This window comes from Mesorhizobium sp. WSM4311, from assembly GCF_002295115.1.
Lineage (GTDB): Bacteria > Pseudomonadota > Alphaproteobacteria > Rhizobiales > Rhizobiaceae > Mesorhizobium.
In genome coordinates this window covers 229224-246244 of the sequence record NZ_NSFV01000007.1, presented here as the reverse complement: position 1 = coordinate 246244, position 17021 = coordinate 229224, and the positions used below count along the sequence as shown (strand labels likewise).

The 17021-nt window shown below is 65.1% G+C and carries 17 protein-coding genes; 9 read left to right on the top strand and 8 right to left on the bottom strand.

The window, feature by feature from the left end; all coding sequences use genetic code 11:
* Positions 1 to 60: 60 nt before the first annotated feature.
* Positions 61 to 1326: a TCR/Tet family MFS transporter gene (locus CK226_RS20360; RefSeq protein WP_095792866.1), complete on the bottom strand. Its 1266-nt coding sequence runs from the start codon at positions 1324 to 1326 to the stop codon at positions 61 to 63.
* Positions 1327 to 1543: 217 nt separating this feature from the next.
* Entirely contained in the window at positions 1544 to 2467 is a 924-nt protein-coding gene (locus CK226_RS20355) for a neutral zinc metallopeptidase (RefSeq protein WP_095792865.1), read from the bottom strand.
* A gap of 263 nt (positions 2468 to 2730) precedes the next feature.
* Between CK226_RS20355 and CK226_RS20350 the strand changes: the two genes are divergently transcribed.
* Positions 2731 to 4728, top strand: a complete 1998-nt coding sequence (locus tag CK226_RS20350) for a hypothetical protein (RefSeq protein ID WP_245437789.1) — start codon at positions 2731 to 2733, stop codon at positions 4726 to 4728.
* 130 nt (positions 4729 to 4858) lie between these two features.
* Here CK226_RS20350 and CK226_RS20345 read toward each other — a convergent pair whose 3' ends face one another.
* Both CK226_RS20345 and mntR read right to left on the bottom strand, forming a co-directional pair.
* Positions 4859 to 5047 (bottom strand): hypothetical protein, encoded by a 189-nt coding sequence (locus tag CK226_RS20345; RefSeq protein WP_095773633.1) that lies wholly within the window; start codon positions 5045 to 5047, stop codon positions 4859 to 4861.
* Between the two features lie 95 nt (positions 5048 to 5142).
* Positions 5143 to 5595, bottom strand: coding sequence for a manganese-binding transcriptional regulator MntR (gene mntR / locus CK226_RS20340; RefSeq protein ID WP_095773632.1), 453 nt, complete (start codon positions 5593 to 5595; stop codon positions 5143 to 5145).
* Between the two features lie 230 nt (positions 5596 to 5825).
* Here mntR and CK226_RS20335 point away from each other — a divergent pair, with 230 nt between their 5' ends.
* The 3 genes from CK226_RS20335 (at position 5826) to CK226_RS20325 (ending at position 8855) form a co-directional block, all read left to right on the top strand.
* Positions 5826 to 7190 carry an Nramp family divalent metal transporter gene (locus CK226_RS20335; RefSeq protein WP_095792988.1) on the top strand — a complete coding sequence of 455 codons (1365 nt, stop codon included), beginning with the start codon at positions 5826 to 5828 and terminating at the stop codon, positions 7188 to 7190.
* Positions 7191 to 7244: 54 nt separating this feature from the next.
* Positions 7245 to 8087 carry a protein-L-isoaspartate O-methyltransferase gene (locus tag CK226_RS20330; protein ID WP_179301093.1) on the top strand — a complete coding sequence of 281 codons (843 nt, stop codon included), beginning with the start codon at positions 7245 to 7247 and terminating at the stop codon, positions 8085 to 8087.
* A gap of 117 nt (positions 8088 to 8204) precedes the next feature.
* On the top strand, positions 8205 to 8855 hold the full coding sequence (locus tag CK226_RS20325; RefSeq protein WP_095773630.1) for a dihydrofolate reductase family protein: 651 nt from the start codon (positions 8205 to 8207) through the stop codon (positions 8853 to 8855).
* Positions 8856 to 9096: 241 nt separating this feature from the next.
* On the opposite strand, the gene CK226_RS20320 is transcribed toward CK226_RS20325, so the two are convergent.
* The gene (locus CK226_RS20320; protein WP_095792863.1) at positions 9097 to 9966 is read right to left on the bottom strand and encodes a LysR substrate-binding domain-containing protein; all 870 of its coding nucleotides are present in this window, start codon (positions 9964 to 9966) and stop codon (positions 9097 to 9099) included.
* Positions 9967 to 10061: 95 nt separating this feature from the next.
* Here CK226_RS20320 and CK226_RS20315 point away from each other — a divergent pair, with 95 nt between their 5' ends.
* On the top strand, positions 10062 to 10661 hold the full coding sequence (locus CK226_RS20315; protein ID WP_095792862.1) for a LysE family translocator: 600 nt from the start codon (positions 10062 to 10064) through the stop codon (positions 10659 to 10661).
* 214 nt (positions 10662 to 10875) lie between these two features.
* Here the strand turns inward: CK226_RS20315 and CK226_RS20310 are convergent, their stop codons facing one another.
* A complete protein-coding gene (locus tag CK226_RS20310) occupies positions 10876 to 11670 on the bottom strand; it encodes an SDR family oxidoreductase (RefSeq protein WP_095792861.1) in 795 nt (264 codons plus the stop codon).
* A 211-nt stretch (positions 11671 to 11881) separates the two neighbouring features.
* Between CK226_RS20310 and CK226_RS20305 the strand changes: the two genes are divergently transcribed.
* The gene (locus CK226_RS20305) at positions 11882 to 12337 is read left to right on the top strand and encodes a MarR family winged helix-turn-helix transcriptional regulator (protein ID WP_095792860.1); all 456 of its coding nucleotides are present in this window, start codon (positions 11882 to 11884) and stop codon (positions 12335 to 12337) included.
* An 81-nt stretch (positions 12338 to 12418) separates the two neighbouring features.
* On the opposite strand, the gene CK226_RS20300 is transcribed toward CK226_RS20305, so the two are convergent.
* Positions 12419 to 13597, bottom strand: a complete 1179-nt coding sequence (locus CK226_RS20300; protein ID WP_095792859.1) for an MFS transporter — start codon at positions 13595 to 13597, stop codon at positions 12419 to 12421.
* 206 nt (positions 13598 to 13803) lie between these two features.
* On the opposite strand from CK226_RS20300, the gene CK226_RS20295 reads away from it, so the two are divergent.
* Complete coding sequence (locus CK226_RS20295) at positions 13804 to 14160, top strand: helix-turn-helix transcriptional regulator (protein ID WP_095773624.1); 357 nt, start codon at positions 13804 to 13806, stop codon at positions 14158 to 14160.
* A 32-nt stretch (positions 14161 to 14192) separates the two neighbouring features.
* Here the strand turns inward: CK226_RS20295 and CK226_RS20290 are convergent, their stop codons facing one another.
* Positions 14193 to 14663, bottom strand: a complete 471-nt coding sequence (locus CK226_RS20290; protein WP_095792858.1) for a nucleoside deaminase — start codon at positions 14661 to 14663, stop codon at positions 14193 to 14195.
* A gap of 211 nt (positions 14664 to 14874) precedes the next feature.
* Here CK226_RS20290 and CK226_RS20285 point away from each other — a divergent pair, with 211 nt between their 5' ends.
* Complete coding sequence (locus tag CK226_RS20285; RefSeq protein ID WP_095792987.1) at positions 14875 to 15633, top strand: metallophosphoesterase family protein; 759 nt, start codon at positions 14875 to 14877, stop codon at positions 15631 to 15633.
* A gap of 242 nt (positions 15634 to 15875) precedes the next feature.
* On the top strand, positions 15876 to 16832 hold the full coding sequence (locus tag CK226_RS20280; protein ID WP_179301091.1) for an SH3 domain-containing protein: 957 nt from the start codon (positions 15876 to 15878) through the stop codon (positions 16830 to 16832).
* Positions 16833 to 17021 lie beyond the last annotated feature (189 nt).

The window sequence follows — 17021 nt, the reverse complement described above, 5'->3', positions numbered from 1 at the left end:
CGCGACCCGCCGCGACAGCGACAGGCCGTCCCCTGGTCAGCGCGATCCGGCTGTCGTGGCTCATACCTGCGCCGCATCTTCCGCGACGCTGGTCGCGGCGTTCCTCAGCCGCGAGGGTCTCGCGACTTTCGTGACGAAGACGATGAGCGCCAGCATCAGGAAGCATGCGCCAACCAGATAGGGTGCGCCACCGAAGGTCACCGGTGCGCTTGGCCCGGTGAACCAGGAAAAGATCGCCGTGTAGAGCAGCGGCGTGATGATCGAGGTGATCGAGAAGAGCGAGGTCATCGCGCCCTGGAGTTCGCCTTGCGCCGAAGGCGGGACCTTGGCGGCGGCGAGGCTCCTCAGCGGCGGATCGGCAAGTGCCTCCAGGCAACCGGCGACGATCACCGCATAGATCATCCAGCCCTGCGTCGCGAAGGCGTAGCCGAAGGCGCTGAGCGCCGTGAATGTCAGGCCGATGACCGCCGTCTTCCACTCGCCGAGCCTGGGGATGACGCGCGGCAGCACCGTGCCCATGACGATCGCGCCGCACAGGCCGAAAGCGCCGAGTGAGAAGCCGATCTGCTGCTCGCTCCAGCCATAGCGGTAGCTGGAGACGAACGACCAGACCGCCGGATACATCATGTGGCCGAGCGTCATCAGGAAGAAGACGAGCCCGATCCAGCCGATGCCCTCATACCTGCGCATCTGCAGCAGCGTGCCGACCGGGTTGGCGCGTTTCCACTCGAACCGGCGGCGATGCTTCTCGTCGAGCGTTTCGGGCAGGAAGACCATCGCGATCAGGAAGTTCACGAAGGCGAGCCCGGCGGCGAAAAAGAACGGCACGCGCGGCCCGAACGTGCCGAGCAGCCCGCCCAACACTGGGCCGATGACGAAGCCGACGCCGAAGGCGATGCCGAGCAGGCCGAAATTCTTCGCTCGGTTCTCGTCGTTCGAGATGTCGGCGATGAAGGCCGAGGTCGTCGAATAGCTGGCGCCCGAAATGCCGGCCAGCACACGACCAATGAACAGCATCGGATAAGACCAGGCGACCGCGCAGATCAGATTGTCGATCGAGAAGGTCAGCACCGAGGCAAGCAGGATCGGCCGCCGCCCGAACCGGTCGCTCAACCCGCCCATGATCGGCGCGAAGAAGAACTGCATGGCCGCATAGACGAAGAACAGCCAGCCGCCCTCGATCGCCGCGCCGCTGATGCTGACACCGGACAATTCCTGCAAATAGGCCGGCAGCACCGGCATGATGATGCCGAAGCCGATAATATCCAGCAGCAGCGTGGTGAAAACCAGCGCGAGGCCCCGCCTGGCGGTTTTGGGGTCGATCATGATGGGTCAGGCTCCTTTGGTCGCCCGGGGCGCAGGCGGACGCACCTTATAGGCGAGCCCGCAAAAAGGAACAATGCGGGAACAGCCAGGAATCGTTGATCCTGACTCTCCCTGACTGCGACTTCGTCGTCAGGCCGGCCAGGAAACGCTAGCCGAGACCGCTTCAAAATTCGCTCCGGCTAGATGGCCGCAGGAGTAGAATTTCCAGATGGCCTCGTCAGATCGGGCCGCTCAGCGTGTTGCAGTCCGAAAGCTTGCCGCTCTTGTAGCCGCGCGCCAGCCAGGTCTGGCGCTGCTGCGAGGTGCCGTGGTTGAAGCTTTCCGGCACGACATAGCCCTGCATCTTCTTCTGCAGCGTGTCGTCGCCGATCTGCTTGGCGGCGTTGAGCGCGCTTTCGATGTCGCCCTGCTCCAATATGCCCTTCTGCGCGGTGTAATGCGCCCACACGCCGGCGAAGCAGTCGGCCTGCAGTTCGATGCGCACCGACAGTTGGTTGGCATCGGCCTCGCTCATGCCTTGCCGCATCTGGTTGAACTTGGACATGATGCCGGTGAGGTTTTGCACGTGGTGACCGACCTCATGCGCTACGACATAGGCCCGCGCGAACTCGCCCGAGGCGCCGAATTGCTGATCGAGCTGCTGGAAGAAGGTCATGTCGAGATAGACCTTGTGGTCGCCCGGACAATAGAACGGTCCAGCCGCCGCCGAGGCAAAGCCGCAGGCCGAGCGAACCTGGCCGGAAAACAGCACCAGCTTGGGATCCTCATAGGTCAGGCCCTGCGACTTGAAGATGCCGGTCCAGGTGTCCTCGGTTTCGGCAAGCACGGTCGCGACAAACTGCTTCATCTCGTCATTGGCGGGTGCCGTGCCGCTGCCCTGGCCGCCGCTGTTGTCTGATATCTGGCCACCGCCCCCCGGCAGCAGGCCGCCGTCGCCACCGCCCAGGATCGCCGAGGGATCGAAGCCGAAATACCATCCGGCCAGCACGACGAGGATAACGAGGAGGATGCTGCCGCCGCCACCGGTCCGGCCGCCGATGGGGAGCTGGAATTGGCCGCCACCGCCGCCGATCCCGCCGCCGCCGCTATCGCTGCGGTCGTCCTCGATATTGTCACTCTGACGACGGCCTCTCCAGAGCATGGCAACTCCCCGTGATAAACTTCCTCATTGCTCCGGCAAGGCCGGCTCAACCCAACAAACAATTATCCCAATGGTTGCGCCAAGTCACAGTGTTTTTCGATGGCCAAGGCGATGCCGGCATGACCGCTTCACCACTCTGGCCGGAACCTTTGAAGGCTTGTAGCATCGGCCGTGACGGAGGATGCGAGGGGCGGTTGCGAACGATCGGTCAAATAGTGTTGGTTGTGGCACTGAGCTGCCTGGGCTTGCGGGGGGCCGGATCGGTGACGCTCGACTCCGGCGTCGCGGTCACCGATCCGGCCACCTTGCAGGCGCTGGAGCGCGGCGGCTTGTCGATCAGCCGGCTGCTCGGTCCCGCGCTCGGCCTCACCCGCGACGTCGACAATCACGGTCTGTTTTCCGTGCCGGCGCTGGCCAAGGTGCGCGACACCGTCAAGCAGGAGATATCGGACGAGCCGAGGACCAGTCCCGACCCCTATGTCGCCGCCATGGCCAAATCGAGCGACACCAGCCAGAAATTCAATCCCAGATACATCGACGACGACGGCTCGACGCTGGACCTCACCGGCGTCGTCAACCGCATGGATCGCGGCTATCTCGGCCACACCGAATGCGGCGAAATCAGGCTGATCTACCGCTTTCACTATTCGGTCGCCGAAAAGCCGGCCAAGGGCAAGGTGGCGCAGCGCATCTCCTCGCGCCTGCCGCTGACCATGAGCCTGGTCTTCAACGCCAAGCCAAGGCGGGCGCAGGCGCGCGCCTCGAAGGATCTGCCAAGTGCAACCGACGTCTCCTGCGCCGAAATCGCCCAGCGCTGGCTTGCCGCCGGCCAGAAAGACCTGCCGCCCGAGCAACTGGCCGCCTGGCTGCGTTCCGACGAAGGCCCGCTGTCCGGCGCCATGCTCAATTCCTCGCAGATCATGCGGCTCGAGCTCAACATGCAGGTGCTGCGGCTGTCGGCCTCGACGCGGCGCGATTTCGGCGGCCACGCCGAATATCTCCTGAAGATCTTCAAATGGGATCCGGCGATCTCGAGCTTCTATGAAGCGAGGATGGAGAACCAGATCGACCGGGCGACGGTGCTGGCCGACGTCAAGTCCTTCGCCAAATGGCTGCTCACCGACCGCAACATCTACGATCTCGACCATGGCCGGCTCGTCATCGACGAAAAATTCCTGGCCAAGAGCGCCGTTTCCGTCGCGCCTGGAGGCTTGAGCCGCTCGCAGAACAACATCGCCTATGGGCTGGTCGACGATACCGATATCGACAAGGCGCTGAAGGATTACGTCGCCAGGGGCAACACGCTCGTCACCATCAAATCGGTCGCCGGCTTCAATTTGCGGCTGAACGAAATGAGCTGCACTGGCTGCCATCAGACCCATGGCATTGCCGGCTTCCACTACACCGGCGCCGACCCGGCCAGCGAACCGCGCCGCAACGCCGTCTTCGTGCCGGGCTCGGCGGTGTTCTTCGCCGACCTGCCGCGCCGCCGCGCCATCGTCGAACAATTCGCCGCCGGCGGCCATCCTGATTTCACGCGCGGCTTCGCCGCCCGCCCGGACCGGAAATATGCCGAAGCGCTGAAGGGCACCGATCTCTACAATGGCTGGGGCTCGATCTGCTATCGTGGTGACGACGCGAGCTTCAAGGACTGGACCTGCGGTGCCGGCCTGCGCTGCGCCGGCGTCCACGAAAGCGCCATCCATCCGGGCTTCGGCACCTGCGTCAGCGAGAAGGGTACCGCGGTCGGCGATCCCGTCGAGTTCGGCGAGATCAAAATGTCGACCTGGGGCAACGACCAGTATTGCCGCCTGTCGCCGGCCACCGCCAAGGCCTGCGCCATCGACCCCGCGCGGGACAAGAAACCACTGGTCAAACTCGCCGGCTATGGTGCGGCGCGCCAGCGCTACGACAATCCCGAGCAGAAGACCGGCGGTTTTCCCGGCGGCATGTTGCGCAAGGCAAGCTGCGACAAGCTTCCCGACGAGGCGACCTGCGGCCGGCTGGCCAAGACCGGCTTCAACGACTGCATCGCGTCCGGCAGGGACCACAAATTCTGCACCGGGGAATTCACCAAGACCGCCGGCCTGCGCGCCTGCGACAAAGCGCATGCCTGCCGCGAGGACTATATCTGCACCGCCGGCTATGACGATTTACCCCAGGCCAAGCCCGGCGAAGGCACCTGCATCCCGCCCTATTTCATCTTCCAGTTCCGTGTCGACGGCCACCCCAGAAGCTGGGTGCAGGATGTCAGCGAGTGAGAACGGTTTGCCGCGGGCAAATTGAAAGGTCCACTGGACCTTTCAAAGGGCTCGAACGCCCGGAACCATAGCGGAGGGCAACCGGCCGCTGCACAGACAGCTTCCGCCTGCCACTGACCTCGGCGCGCCCTCAGCTTTTCTGCTTGGCGCTGGCGCTCTTGCCGTCGGAGCTTTTCGAGCGCTCCTCGAAACGCGCCGCACCCTTCCTCAGGGAATGGCCTGTCTCGGCCTCGGTTTTGCGCTCGTCCTTCGCCGCCGCCTGCTTCAATCCCTTGGCGGCCTGCTTACCCTTCGCGGTCGGTGCTTGTTCGACGCCCATTGCTTCCTCCCTTGGCGCGATATCAGCGCTATGTGAGGAGCAACGTGCATAAGGGACTGCGGTTCCGGCGACCGCACTGAGAACGGCTGAGCAATTTAGCGCGGCGCCGTCATCGCCTTGCGGAACGCTTCCAGCGTCTCGGCGCTGACATGGTGCTCGATGCCCTCGGCATCGATACGCGCGGTCTCGGCGCTGACGCCGAGCGAGCGCAGGAAGGCTTCCACCGTCTGATGGCGAATGCGGCTTTCCTCCGCCACCTTGCGGCCAGCCTCGGTCAGGAACACGCCGCGATAGGGTTTTCTCGACACCAGCCCGTCGGCGCACAGGCGCGTCAGCATCTTGGCCACCGTCGGCTGCGCGACGCCGAGCCGCGCGGCGATGTCGACCTGGCGCGCCTCGTTGCCGTCCTCTATCAGATCGGCGATCAGCTCGACATAGTCCTCGACCAGCGCGCTGCGGCGCGCTTGGCGCTGCTGCCGGAACCCTTCCGAATGGACATCGGCGTCGGGCAATGGCTCACGCGGGACGGGTTTGTTCTTCAGCGCCAATGCGCGCTCCTCCTCGGGAGTTTAGCCGTTCCTGCTTTATAGCACGGGCTCTGATTCTTCAGGCCGTTTATTTGCATTCCCCACAGGAGCAACCGGCGTTCCGATTGCGGTTTCGCAAACCCGAGCGAGCGCGCGGCAAAAAGCACAAACAATGAAATATAGCCTATTGCATAATGTTGAGCCATGGCATAGCTTATGGGTATTCGCCGGAAGTCTCGGAAAGCCTTTTCATGTCAGACGCAGAAGCCACAGCCCCTCGATCCTCATGGCGGTTCGCCGGACGGGACGAGGACGATCAGCCCAGCCTGCGCGAAGTCAATTCCACCATTGCCGTGCCGAGTTCGGGCGTCTGGTTCCGCCGGCTGTTCGCCTTCATGGGGCCGGGCTACATGGTCTCGGTCGGCTATATGGATCCCGGCAACTGGGCGACCGACCTCGCCGGCGGCGCCCAGTTCGGCTACACGCTGCTGTTCATCATCATGCTGTCCAACCTGATGGCGATCCTGTTGCAGGCCCTGGCCGCGCGGCTTGGCATCGCCACCGGCCGCGACCTCGCCCAGGCCTGCCGCGCCTATTATCCCCGCCCCGTCAATTTCGTGCTGTGGATCGCCTGCGAACTCGCCATCATCGCCTGTGACCTCGCCGAAGTGATCGGCACGGCGATCGCCTTGAAGCTTCTGTTCGGCATTCCGCTGATCGGCGGTGCCATACTCACCGCGCTCGACGCCTTCCTCGTGCTCATGCTGATGAACAAGGGGTTCCGCTATCTCGAAGCCTTCGTCATCGCGCTTTTGATCATCATCTTCAGCTGCTTTGCCATCCAGATCTTCGTTGCCGCGCCGCCGGCCGGCACGATCCTGCACTCGATGTTCGTGCCATCCTCGGAGATCGTCACCAATCCGGCGATGCTCTACATCGCCATCGGCATCATCGGCGCCACCGTCATGCCGCACAATCTCTATCTGCACTCCTCGATCGTGCAGACCCGTGCCTATGAGCGCACAGAAAAAGGCAAGCGCGACGCCATCAAATGGGCGACGACGGACTCCACCATCGCGCTGATGCTGGCTCTGTTCGTCAACGCCGCCATCCTGATCGTCTCGGCCGTCGCCTTCCACAACACCGGCCACCAGGATGTGGCTGAGATCGACCAGGCTTTCGAGCTTCTGTCACCGCTGCTCGGCCTCGGCATCGCCTCGATCCTGTTCGCCGTGGCGCTGCTCGCTTCCGGCCTGAATTCGACGGTGACGGCGACGCTTGCCGGCCAGATCGTCATGGAAGGGTTCCTGCGCCTGCGCATCCCCAGCTGGGCGCGCCGGCTTCTGACGCGCGGCCTCGCCATCGTTCCCGTGGTGGTCGTCACCGCGCTCTATGGCGAGAAGGGCACCGGCCAACTGCTGGTGTTCAGCCAGGTGATCCTGTCGATGCAGCTGCCCTTCGCGGTGGTGCCGCTGGTGCAGTTCGTCTCCGACAAGAAGAAGATGGGCAACCTCGCCATTCCACGCGGCGTGGCCGCGCTGGCCTGGGTGGTCGCGGCGATCATCCTCGTGCTCAACTTCAAGCTGCTCTACGACACGATGTTCGGGGTCGGCTAGAATTCCGCCAGACAGCGCGACAAACCGCCAAATCGCGCTATCTTTCCCGATGCCATGAGCAACATCGAAGACATCAGGAAATTCTACGCCCGGCTGATGGCGGCCAATGCCGCCTCATCGGATCCACGCCTGGAAGAGGTCTTCGCCGAGGTTCCGCGCGAAGCCTTTCTTGGCCCGGGACCGTGGACGATCGTCGCCGGCAGCGGCAAGGTCACGACGCCGAGCGCCGACCCGGCGCATGTCTACCAGAACGTGCTGGTGGCGCTCGATGCCGACAAGGGCATCAACAATGGCGAGCCTTTCCTGCACGCCATGTGGATCGGAAGGCTGGCGCCGAAACCCGGCGAGGCCGTCACCCATATCGGCGCCGGCACCGGCTATTACTCCGCCGTGCTGGCCAGGCTGGTTTCACCTGGCGGCACCGTCACCGCCTTAGAGCTCGACGGCAGGCTGGCCGAGCTGGCGCGCAAAAATCTTGAGCCCTACCGCAATGCGACAGTCGTCCAGGGCGACGCCGTGACCACGCCCTTGCCGCCATCCGACATCATCTATGTCAACGCCGGCGTCGTTGCCCCGCCGGTCGGATGGCTGAAGGCGTTGCGCCCCGGCGGCCGCATGATCTTCCCCTGGCGCCCGTCCGAACGCGTCCCGCTGGCGGTGATGGTGACCCGCACCGAAAAGGGCTTTGCCTGCGATCCCTTCATGCGCTCCTGGTTCATCCCGTGCTTCGGAGCCTCGGTTGCGGATCTTGCGGCAAAAATCCCGACACGCGAGCAAGCCACGCGCAGCCGCTCGATCTGGCTGACGAGCGATAACCCGCCGGACCGCACCGCCACGGCCATCTTCGGCGACGTCTGGTTCTCGTCGAAAGACGTCCGCGCCAAACCCGGCAACTGACGCATCGATGCGCGGATTTGGCCAGAATTTCTCAGGCCCTGTCGGGATAGGGGCCGGCCAGCCGTCCTTGGGCCACAATCCGGCCGCGACGGCGTGGATGGAACAAGGGAGAGACCCATGAGAAAGATCATCGCCGCCACCTTCGTCAGCCTCGACGGCGTCATGCAGGCACCCGGCGGGCCGGAAGAGGATCCGGTCGGCGGCTTCAAGTTCGGCGGCTGGACCTTCCATTACTTTGACGAGGTGGGCGGTGCGGCGATGGATGAACTGTTCTCCAAGCCCTTCGCCCTGCTGCTCGGCCGCAGAACCTATGACATCTTCGCAGCGTACTGGCCGTATCAGAAAGATCCGATCGCCGATGCCTTCAACCCCGCGACCAAATATGTGGCGACACATCGGCCCGACACCCTCACCTGGCAGAACACGCAATGGCTTGGGGAAGATATCGTCGCGGCGTTGCGCCGCCTCAAGCAGGAGGATGGACCCGACCTGCTCATCCAAGGATCGGCCGACCTCATCCAGACCTTGCTCGCCAACGGGCTGATCGACGAGATCCGGCTGATGATCTTCCCGCTGTTGCTGGGCAAAGGCAAGCGGCTGTTCGGCGAAGACGCGATGCCTGCCGCCTTCAAGCTTGTGAAGTCGCAGACGTCCAGCACCGGCGTCATCATCGCGAGCTACGAACGCGCGGGCGAAATCGAGGTCGGCTCCTTTGTCACGGGCGAACCGTCCGACGCCGAGCTCGAGCGGCGCAGGAACTGGAAGTAGCGGACGGCCTTGGCACCTTTCCTCTCCCTCCGGAGGGGGGAGAGGTGGCGCTGCGAAGCAGCGACGGAGTGGGGGAAGCCATCGCCAAACGTACCGCCGTAAGACAGGCAGAACCAGGCGGGCAAGAAGACTGGAGGCCTGCGGTAATCAAGCGGAAAAAGATCGACCCCCACTCCGTCGAGCTTCGCTCGACACCTCTCCCCCGATCGACGGGGGAGAGGAACCCAAGTTCTGCTTGGTCTCAAGCCGCCTGTGGCCGTCGCGCCAACCCATCGCGTATATGCCGCGCGAACTCCTGTGCCGCAGGCCCGACGCCATGCCGCGGCAGATGCAGATTGATGGCAAAATTCGGCAGTGGCGGCAGCCCGACATCGAACGGCAAGATGTCGAGATCGGCCGGCACGGTGGAGGCCAGCCAGGTGGTGACGGCAAGATCGGAGCGCACCGTCGCCGTCGTGGCGTCGATATTGCCGTTTTCGAACACGGTGCGCCATTCCAGCCCATGCTCGTTGAGGGCTGACAGCACCACCGGGCGGAAGGCGCAGGTGTCGGCGACGATCGACACCGGCAGCGGCCGCTTGGCGCTGGCGGTGCCGCCTCGGGCGCCGACCCAGACCAGCCGGTCGATGGCCAGGCACTCGCCCGATGTCGGGCCGACGCGTTCCTCGATCACCGCGAGGTCGATGGTTCCGGCCGAAAGCGCTGACGCCAGTTCCGGCGATGACGCGCAGACCAGCGATATCTCGACCTGCGGATAGGTCTCGGCACAGGCCTTCAGCACCGGCGCCAGCAAAGTGCCGACGAGGTCGTAGGGCACGCCAAGCCGCACCTGGCCGGCGACGGCCGAGCCCGCCATCTCGGCCCAGATCTCGTCGTTGAGGCCGAGCAGGCGCTTGGCCTTGCCGAACAGCCGCTCGCCGGACCGCGTCAGGCGCAGGCCGCGCCGGTCGCGCTCGAACAGGCTGCAGCCAAGCGTGTCCTCCAGCCTTTTGACCTGCTGGCTGACGGCGCCTTGGGTCAGGTGCAGCGCATTGGCGGCCGCCGTCATGCTGGCCTTGTCGGCGACGGTGACGAAGGTGCGCATCAGCGCCGTATCGAGATTGCGGATCATAGTTGCATTATAAATGCTAATGCTAATCATAGCAAACATTGCATTTGCTGATGCACGCACCCAGCCTACGATGGAGCTCCGATAAAGGACGCCCCATGCTCCAGCCGATCCTGCCGCTCATCCTGTTTGCCTTCGTGGCCACCGCCACGCCTGGGATTGCCACGACCTTGTCCACCGCCTCGGGCGCGCAGTTCGGTTTTCGCCGTTCGGTTCCGCTGATGATCGGCAGCGCCGCTGGCCTCGCTACCGTGACGGGGGCGGCCGCCGCCGGCCTCGCGGGCCTGCTGCTTGCGGTGCCGTCGCTGCAACTGGCGATGAAGGTGATCGGCTCGCTCTATCTCCTGTGGCTGGCGATCAAGATCGGCCGTGCCGGGCCACCCAATCTCGACGTGACCATGGCCAAGCCCAACAGCTTCCTTGGCGGCGCCGGCATCCAATGGATGAACCCCAAGGGTTGGGCGATGGGGCTGGGCGCGGCGGCCTCGTTCGCCGCGCTGGCCGATGGGCCGGGACAACTCGCCTTGCTGCTCGGCTCAACCTTCGGCCTCACCGCCGCCATCTCGCTCTCCGTCTGGTGCATGGCCGGCATGGTGCTGGCCCGGCTGCTCAAGACCGAATGGCAGTGGCGAGCGCTCAACATCGTGCTGGCGCTGGTGCTGGCCGCATCGATCATTCCGATGTGGCGGGCGGCGTAGCTGAGGCCTTGCAGAGCCTGGGTTCCTCGCCCTCGCCAGAGGCGGGGGAGAGGTGGCTCGGCGAAGCCGAGACGGAGGGGGGGAATAGCGCAATGCTGTCCGTGAATGGGCTTCCAGAATCCTTTCCACCGCTGGCGCAGGCCCCCTCTCCGACCGCTTCGCGGCCACCTCTCCCCCACTCCCGTGGGGGCGAGGAACTCAAGTCCTGAAACCCTCAACCCGCGTAACGCGCCGCCGGCTTGTCGGCGTGCAGGCTGCCGTAGAAGGCTTGGCGGGCGCCGAGGAATGTGTCCAGCTTGGCGACATCGGCAAGTGCCGGCACGGTGACGGCTTCGCCCCTGGCCAGGCCGACAAGCGCGGCATCGACCATATCGTCGGCGGACATGATGATTTCCTTCGGAAGCTGGTCGATATCGCTGCCGGCGAGTTCCCAGAAATCGGTCCGGGTCGCGCCCGGCAGCACAACCTGCACCTTCACGCCCGTACCCGCGACCTCGCGGTGCAGAGCCTCGGTGAAGTTGACGACATAGGCCTTGGTGCCGCTGTAGATGCCGCCGAACGAGGTTTCATAGGCAAGCACCGAGGCGATGTTGACGATGGCGCCACGGTTGCGTGCCAGAAGACCCGGCAGCACGGCACGGGTCAGGCGGGTCAAGGCGATGACATTGACCTTGATCATGCGCTCGGCCGCGTCGGCGTCGGCCGTAGCCACCACCTGCTGGCCGCCAAGGCCGGCATTGTTGACCAGCAGCGTCACGCTGTCGTCGGCCGACATCGCCTGCTCGACGCGGCGCATATCGTCGTCGTCGGAGAGATCGGCGCTGATCACGCTGACCTTGCGATCGTAGGCGTAGCGCAGCTTTTCGGCCAGTTCCTCGAGCCGGTCGGCGCGCCGCGCCACCAGCACGAGATCATAACCCTGCCCGGCCAGCCTGTCCGCATAGACCGCGCCGATGCCAGACGAGGCGCCGGTGACGACCGCCGTTCCCTTGTTTGCCTGTCCACTCATTGTCCTGTTCCTTCCATCTCTGTTCGCTTCGACCTGGCCGCCGGCGCCGCAGGCATTCGCCCCGGCTCGCCGGCAAGCCGCCTGATTGATTTAGTGGCATATACCACTTTCAACGAAGTAGGCATATGCCACTATCTTGTCAATGAGTGCGTTGGGGATTATTTGTCGGGCAGCGGCCGGACAGAATTCTCACGGGCGCCGAGGAACCACCATGCCGAAAGACACCCTGCCCGGGCTGACAGCCTGCAACTACGCCATGCTGCGGCGCGCGACGCGCAAGCTCGGCCAGTTCTATGACGACGTGCAGGCGCCGTCAGGCCTCAAGGCCACGCAGCAGGGCCTGCTATACCAGATCCATATCGGCAACGAGCCGGCGATGGGCGCCATTGCCGCTGCCCTGGTCATGGACCTGTCGGCGCTCGGCCACACGCTGAAGCCGCTGATCCGCGACGGCTATGTCGAGACCTTCGCCGACCCGGACGACCGCCGCATAAAGCGGGTGCGGCTGACCCGGCAAGGGCGCATCAAGCTCGATGAGGCGATGAAGCTGTGGCAGCTCGCCCAGCAGCGCTTCGAGGATGTGGTGGGCAAGGAGAAGGCGGAACGCCTGCGCGCGGTGCTGGATGACATCAGCGCGCTGGATTTCGATCTGCCGCCGGCTACCTAAGCAATTCCAGGAAAAGTGTGAAACGGTTTTCCGTCCGGAATTGTGTCAAAATGGATTGGCAGCCGGCGGCCTTCGAAGCGATTATTCGGCAGGCATCGCGACCGGCCGTGCCGCCCAGCGGCCGGCCAGCACGATGCCCAGCCCGATCAGCGGGAAGGCAGCCGCGACCAGGCCGAGATCGGCCGGCGCGCCATAGCGCAGCACGCCACCGCCGACCACCGCGCCCAGCGCCACGCCGAGATAGAGCGCCGAGCCGTTGAGCGACAGCACGATCGGGGCGGCATCGGGTGCCAGCTTGATGATGCGGCTGGCCTGCGCCGGCGGGAACGCCCAGCCGACAATGCCCCACGGCACCATCATCGCCATCAGCGCCGGACCGGCAATGTGCTGCGGCAGGAAGGCCGGCACGACCGACAGCATCACCAGCATGGCGGCACTCAGCGTCAGCGACCAGCCGACGGTCCGGGTGGCGCCGAACCGGTCGGCCGCCTGGCCGCCGGCAATGTTGCCGATGACGGCGCCGACGCCGAAGGCAAGCAGCATGCCGGGCAGCGCGATCTGGCTGAGCCCGGCGCCCTGGATGGCGAGCGGCGCGACATAGGCAAAGACGGCGAAAGCGCCGGTCAGCGCCAGCAATGTCGTCACCAGGATCGGCATCACGCCCGGCCGCATGGCGGCCGCCAGCCGGCGCTTCAGCGGCAGCCTGGTGCCGACGATGCCGCGCGGCAGCCTGTACCAGAGGATGGCGCCGGCAAGCGCGCCGAGCCCGGCAATGGCATAGAAGGTGCCGCGCCAGCCGGCGATCGTCGCGACCAGCGCGCCGAGCGGCGCACCGACGGCGACGGCCACCGTGGTGCCGCCGACGACCACGGCGATGGCGCGTGCCCGGTGATGGTCATCGACCAGCGCCACCGCCGTGCCTTGCGCCGTCGCGGCGAACAGGCCCGACGACAGCGCCATGATGATGCGCGCGATCAACAGCACTTCGAATGAGGAACTCAAGGCGGCGGCGATGTTGCCGATGACGAAGAACACCAGCGTCCAAAGGATGACGCGACGCCGGTCCCATTCGCCGGTCAGCGTCGCCAGGATCGGCGTGCCGATCGCATAGGCGAGCGCGAAGGCGGTGATCAGCGTGCCGGCGAGTGGAATGGAAATGCCGGCATCCCTGGCGATGTCTGGCAGAAGGCTGGAGATGACGAAGCCCTCGGTCGAGATCGTGAACGATCCGAGCGCAAGCCAGAAGAGCCGCTTGTCCATGGCGCGTGTCCTTAGTTCAAAAGTTATTGAACAATTGGACATAACAGGGCATGATGTCAATGAAGCCATGGCAAAATAGCTGAACCATCCTGACAGCCCTGTGTCAGCACAATCGTTCGGTACGGACAAAAATGGAGAAACAGCGTGCACGGGCCGGCGAGGACGGATGCGTTGAAATCGACCCGAACTGCGCTTAGGTTCCAGCCATGACGTTACCTCATCCCAATACGGACCAGATCAGCCTCCCGATCGTGCTTGGCGTGCTCGGCGATCCGACGCGGCTCGCCATCGTGCGCTATCTCGCCAGCAAGGAAGGCGTGGCGCTGAACTGCAGCCGGTTCCTCGATCTCGGCTCGAAGACCAATCTCAGCTACCACCTTGCCAAGCTGCGCGAGGCCGGCGTCACCCGCGCCGAAGTGGTCGGCACCAACCGCATGATCACGCTGCGCCGCGCCGATCTCGACGCCCGCTTCCCCGGCCTGCTCGACAGCGTCATCGCCGCCGCCGTCGACGACCCCGCTCTGCCGGCGGTCGGCGGCCACGATATCGAGATGCCGGCCTAGATTTGCAGGTTCAAAGGTAAGGTGCTGTCGCCCTAGCGCTGCCAAAAACCGATATGCGGGGCGAGAAGCTCCTCCTCCATCTCGGGGATGGGGCCGTGGACCTCGACCGGCTTCTGCCCGGAGCCGAGGACCGTGCGCGAGGAGAGGTTCATCGTCGGATTCTCGGCATGGTCGCCAGTCAGCGCGAGAAGCTTGGTCTCCTCGAAGCCGTAGACCAGCCGGCCGATATTTGCCCAATAGAGCGTTCCCGTGCACATCGCACAGGGCTCGCCGGTCGAGACCAGTGTGCAGGACCACAGGAATTCCGGCGGATAGGCGTCCGCGGCACGCCGGCTGAGTTCGGTTTCGGCGTGGCGCACGGTGTTGATGTTGCCTTGCCGCATCAGGATGCGGTCATCGGGGCCGACGAGCACACAGCCGAAAGGATGGTGCCCATGCGCGGCGGCGTCGCGCGCGACCTCATTGGCAGCGCGCAGGTGGGCGAACATCTGGTCGCGGGTCATCGCTTGGTGCCTTCCGAACCTGTCTCAGCGGATATCATGAACTCTGGGACGGCGTGGATGGTAGCAGATGGAATGCTGCCTCGCGATAGCCATGGGCGGGCTGCGCGGTGGTTCCGGCTGCCCCAAAGGTGGGGACTTGATTAGGAAGGCGGTGGCTTGATAACGAAGATGGGCCGGCGTCCCGATGGGCCGCACCAAGGGAGCCCGTCGCATGCGCATAGCCGTCCTCGCCGATATCCATGGCAACGTCCTTGCGCTTGACGCGGTGCTGGAGGATTTGGCGCGTCGCGGCGGCGCTGAGCTCACCGTCAATCTCGGCGACAGCGTTTCAGGACCGCTCTGGCCGCGCGAGACGTTTGAGCGCCTGGAAGCGCTGAACCTGCCGACGGTGCGCGGCAACCATGACCGCCGCGTCGCGGTCGATCCGGCCGACGAGACCATGTGGGCGTCCGACATCTATGCGCAGGAGCGGCTGACTGAGGCGCAGCGCCAGGTGCTGTTCGCGCAGCCGCTGACGCTGGAGATCGCGCCGGGCATCGTCGCCTTCCATGCCCGTCCCGACCATGACGAGAAATACCTGCTCGACGCAATCGTCGATGGCCAGCTGGTGCGCGCGCCGCTGGCGTCGATCAGGCGGCGGCTCAAGGCGCTCGACCGGGCCTGCCGCATCGCGCTGTGCGGCCACAGCCACCGCCCGGAACTGATCCGCATCCCCGACGGTCCCGTCATCTTCAATCCGGGCAGCATCGGCTGCCCCGCCTATGATGATTCCACCCCGCCGGCGCATGTTTCCGAACAAGGCTCGCCGCATGCGCGCTACGGCATCGTCACCTTGGGTGGCGAAGGCCGGCCCGACCGTTTCGAGACGATCGCCGTCGACTACGACCACGCGGCGGCGGCACGGCAGGCCGAGCAGGCGGGACGGCTGGAATGGGCCCATGCGCTCAGGACCGGCTTCATGCCAGGCTGAAGCTTGCTTCATGCCGGGCTGAAGCTTGCTTCATGCCCCGGGCTGAGCGAAGCTCATGCCCCGGGGAATGCCTTGCGTTCATGCCGGTAGCCTCATCCGACCTGCTCAAACGCCTTCGCGGCCAAGGCGTAAAACATCTCGCTTGTAGACACGGCGGCGCAGCGTCGCTTATAAACCGGCTTCGCGTGCGGCAGCGTTTTCTGGCGGTGCCTTTGGTAATGCAATTGATCGCCGACAGCCAAATGATGAGGCGCACAGTTACGCTCCGAACAACCCTGTACGCGCTGATGGCCGCTTCGTCGCTGATGGCGGCGTGGTTCGCCGTTGTCCCGGCCCATGCCGAAGAGACGCCCTTCATCTCCGTTGTTACCGGTCTCGCGCCTGACGACCTGCTCAATGTCCGCGCCAAACCATCGGCGATCGGCAAGACCGAGGCGCGTCTGGCCGCCGGCGCCAGCGTCAGGAACCTCGGCTGCAACGACATTGACGGGCATCCCTGGTGCAAGGTCGAGACAGACAACCCCAAAGCCAGCGGCTGGGCCCCGGCGCGCTACCTCGTCCCCCTCAACCCGGCAACGGTGCCCGTCGACCAGGCGCCCGATGCAGGCGCGGCGCCCGATGCGCCGCCGCCGGCACAACCCGACCTGACGGCGCGGCTCGGCGGCGCCGCCCATCCCGTCACGCCGGAAGCCCCGGTCAAGTCAGCCGCCGAGATCGCCATGCAGGATGCCTACGGCCTGGCGCTGGCGGCGAATGAAACCCCGCCGACCGGAGAAATCCCCGCCCTCGCCCAGGATGCAGCCGCGGACAGCGGCTCGCCGGCCGGATCGCTTCCCGTTCCCACGCCGCGTCCTGATGGCGCCGCGCCCGCCGTCGACACGCGGACCGTCGCCGAACTGCCGCCGCAGCCGACCTCGCTTGCCCAGGGCGGTGGCGTCGAAATCCCCTGCGCCCGCTATGTCGGCCAGCCGATGCAGCGCTGCGCGGCCGCCATCGTGCACAAGGGCGCCGACAAAGCCGATATCACCGTGACCTGGCCCGACGGCGGCACGCGCCTCATCTCCTTCTATGCCGGCCTGCCGGCCGGCTCGGACACCAAGGGCGATTTCCGCTTCACCCGCGAGGGCAGCCTGAGCATGATCCGCATCGGCGTCTCCGAACGCTTCGAGATCACCGACACGGTGGCGTTTGGACGCTAGGGATTGGGCAGTAGGCAGTAGGGAATGGGCAGTAGGGGCGTACGTCCAAGGCGCTTGAAAAGCCCTACTGCCTACTGCCCAATCCCTACTGCCTATTTCCTACTGCCTAATCCAGCATTTTCGGGGTTACATCCGCCAAAACTCTTCCCTATAAGGCCCACCTAGCCTGATACCAGAATCGCGAGCACA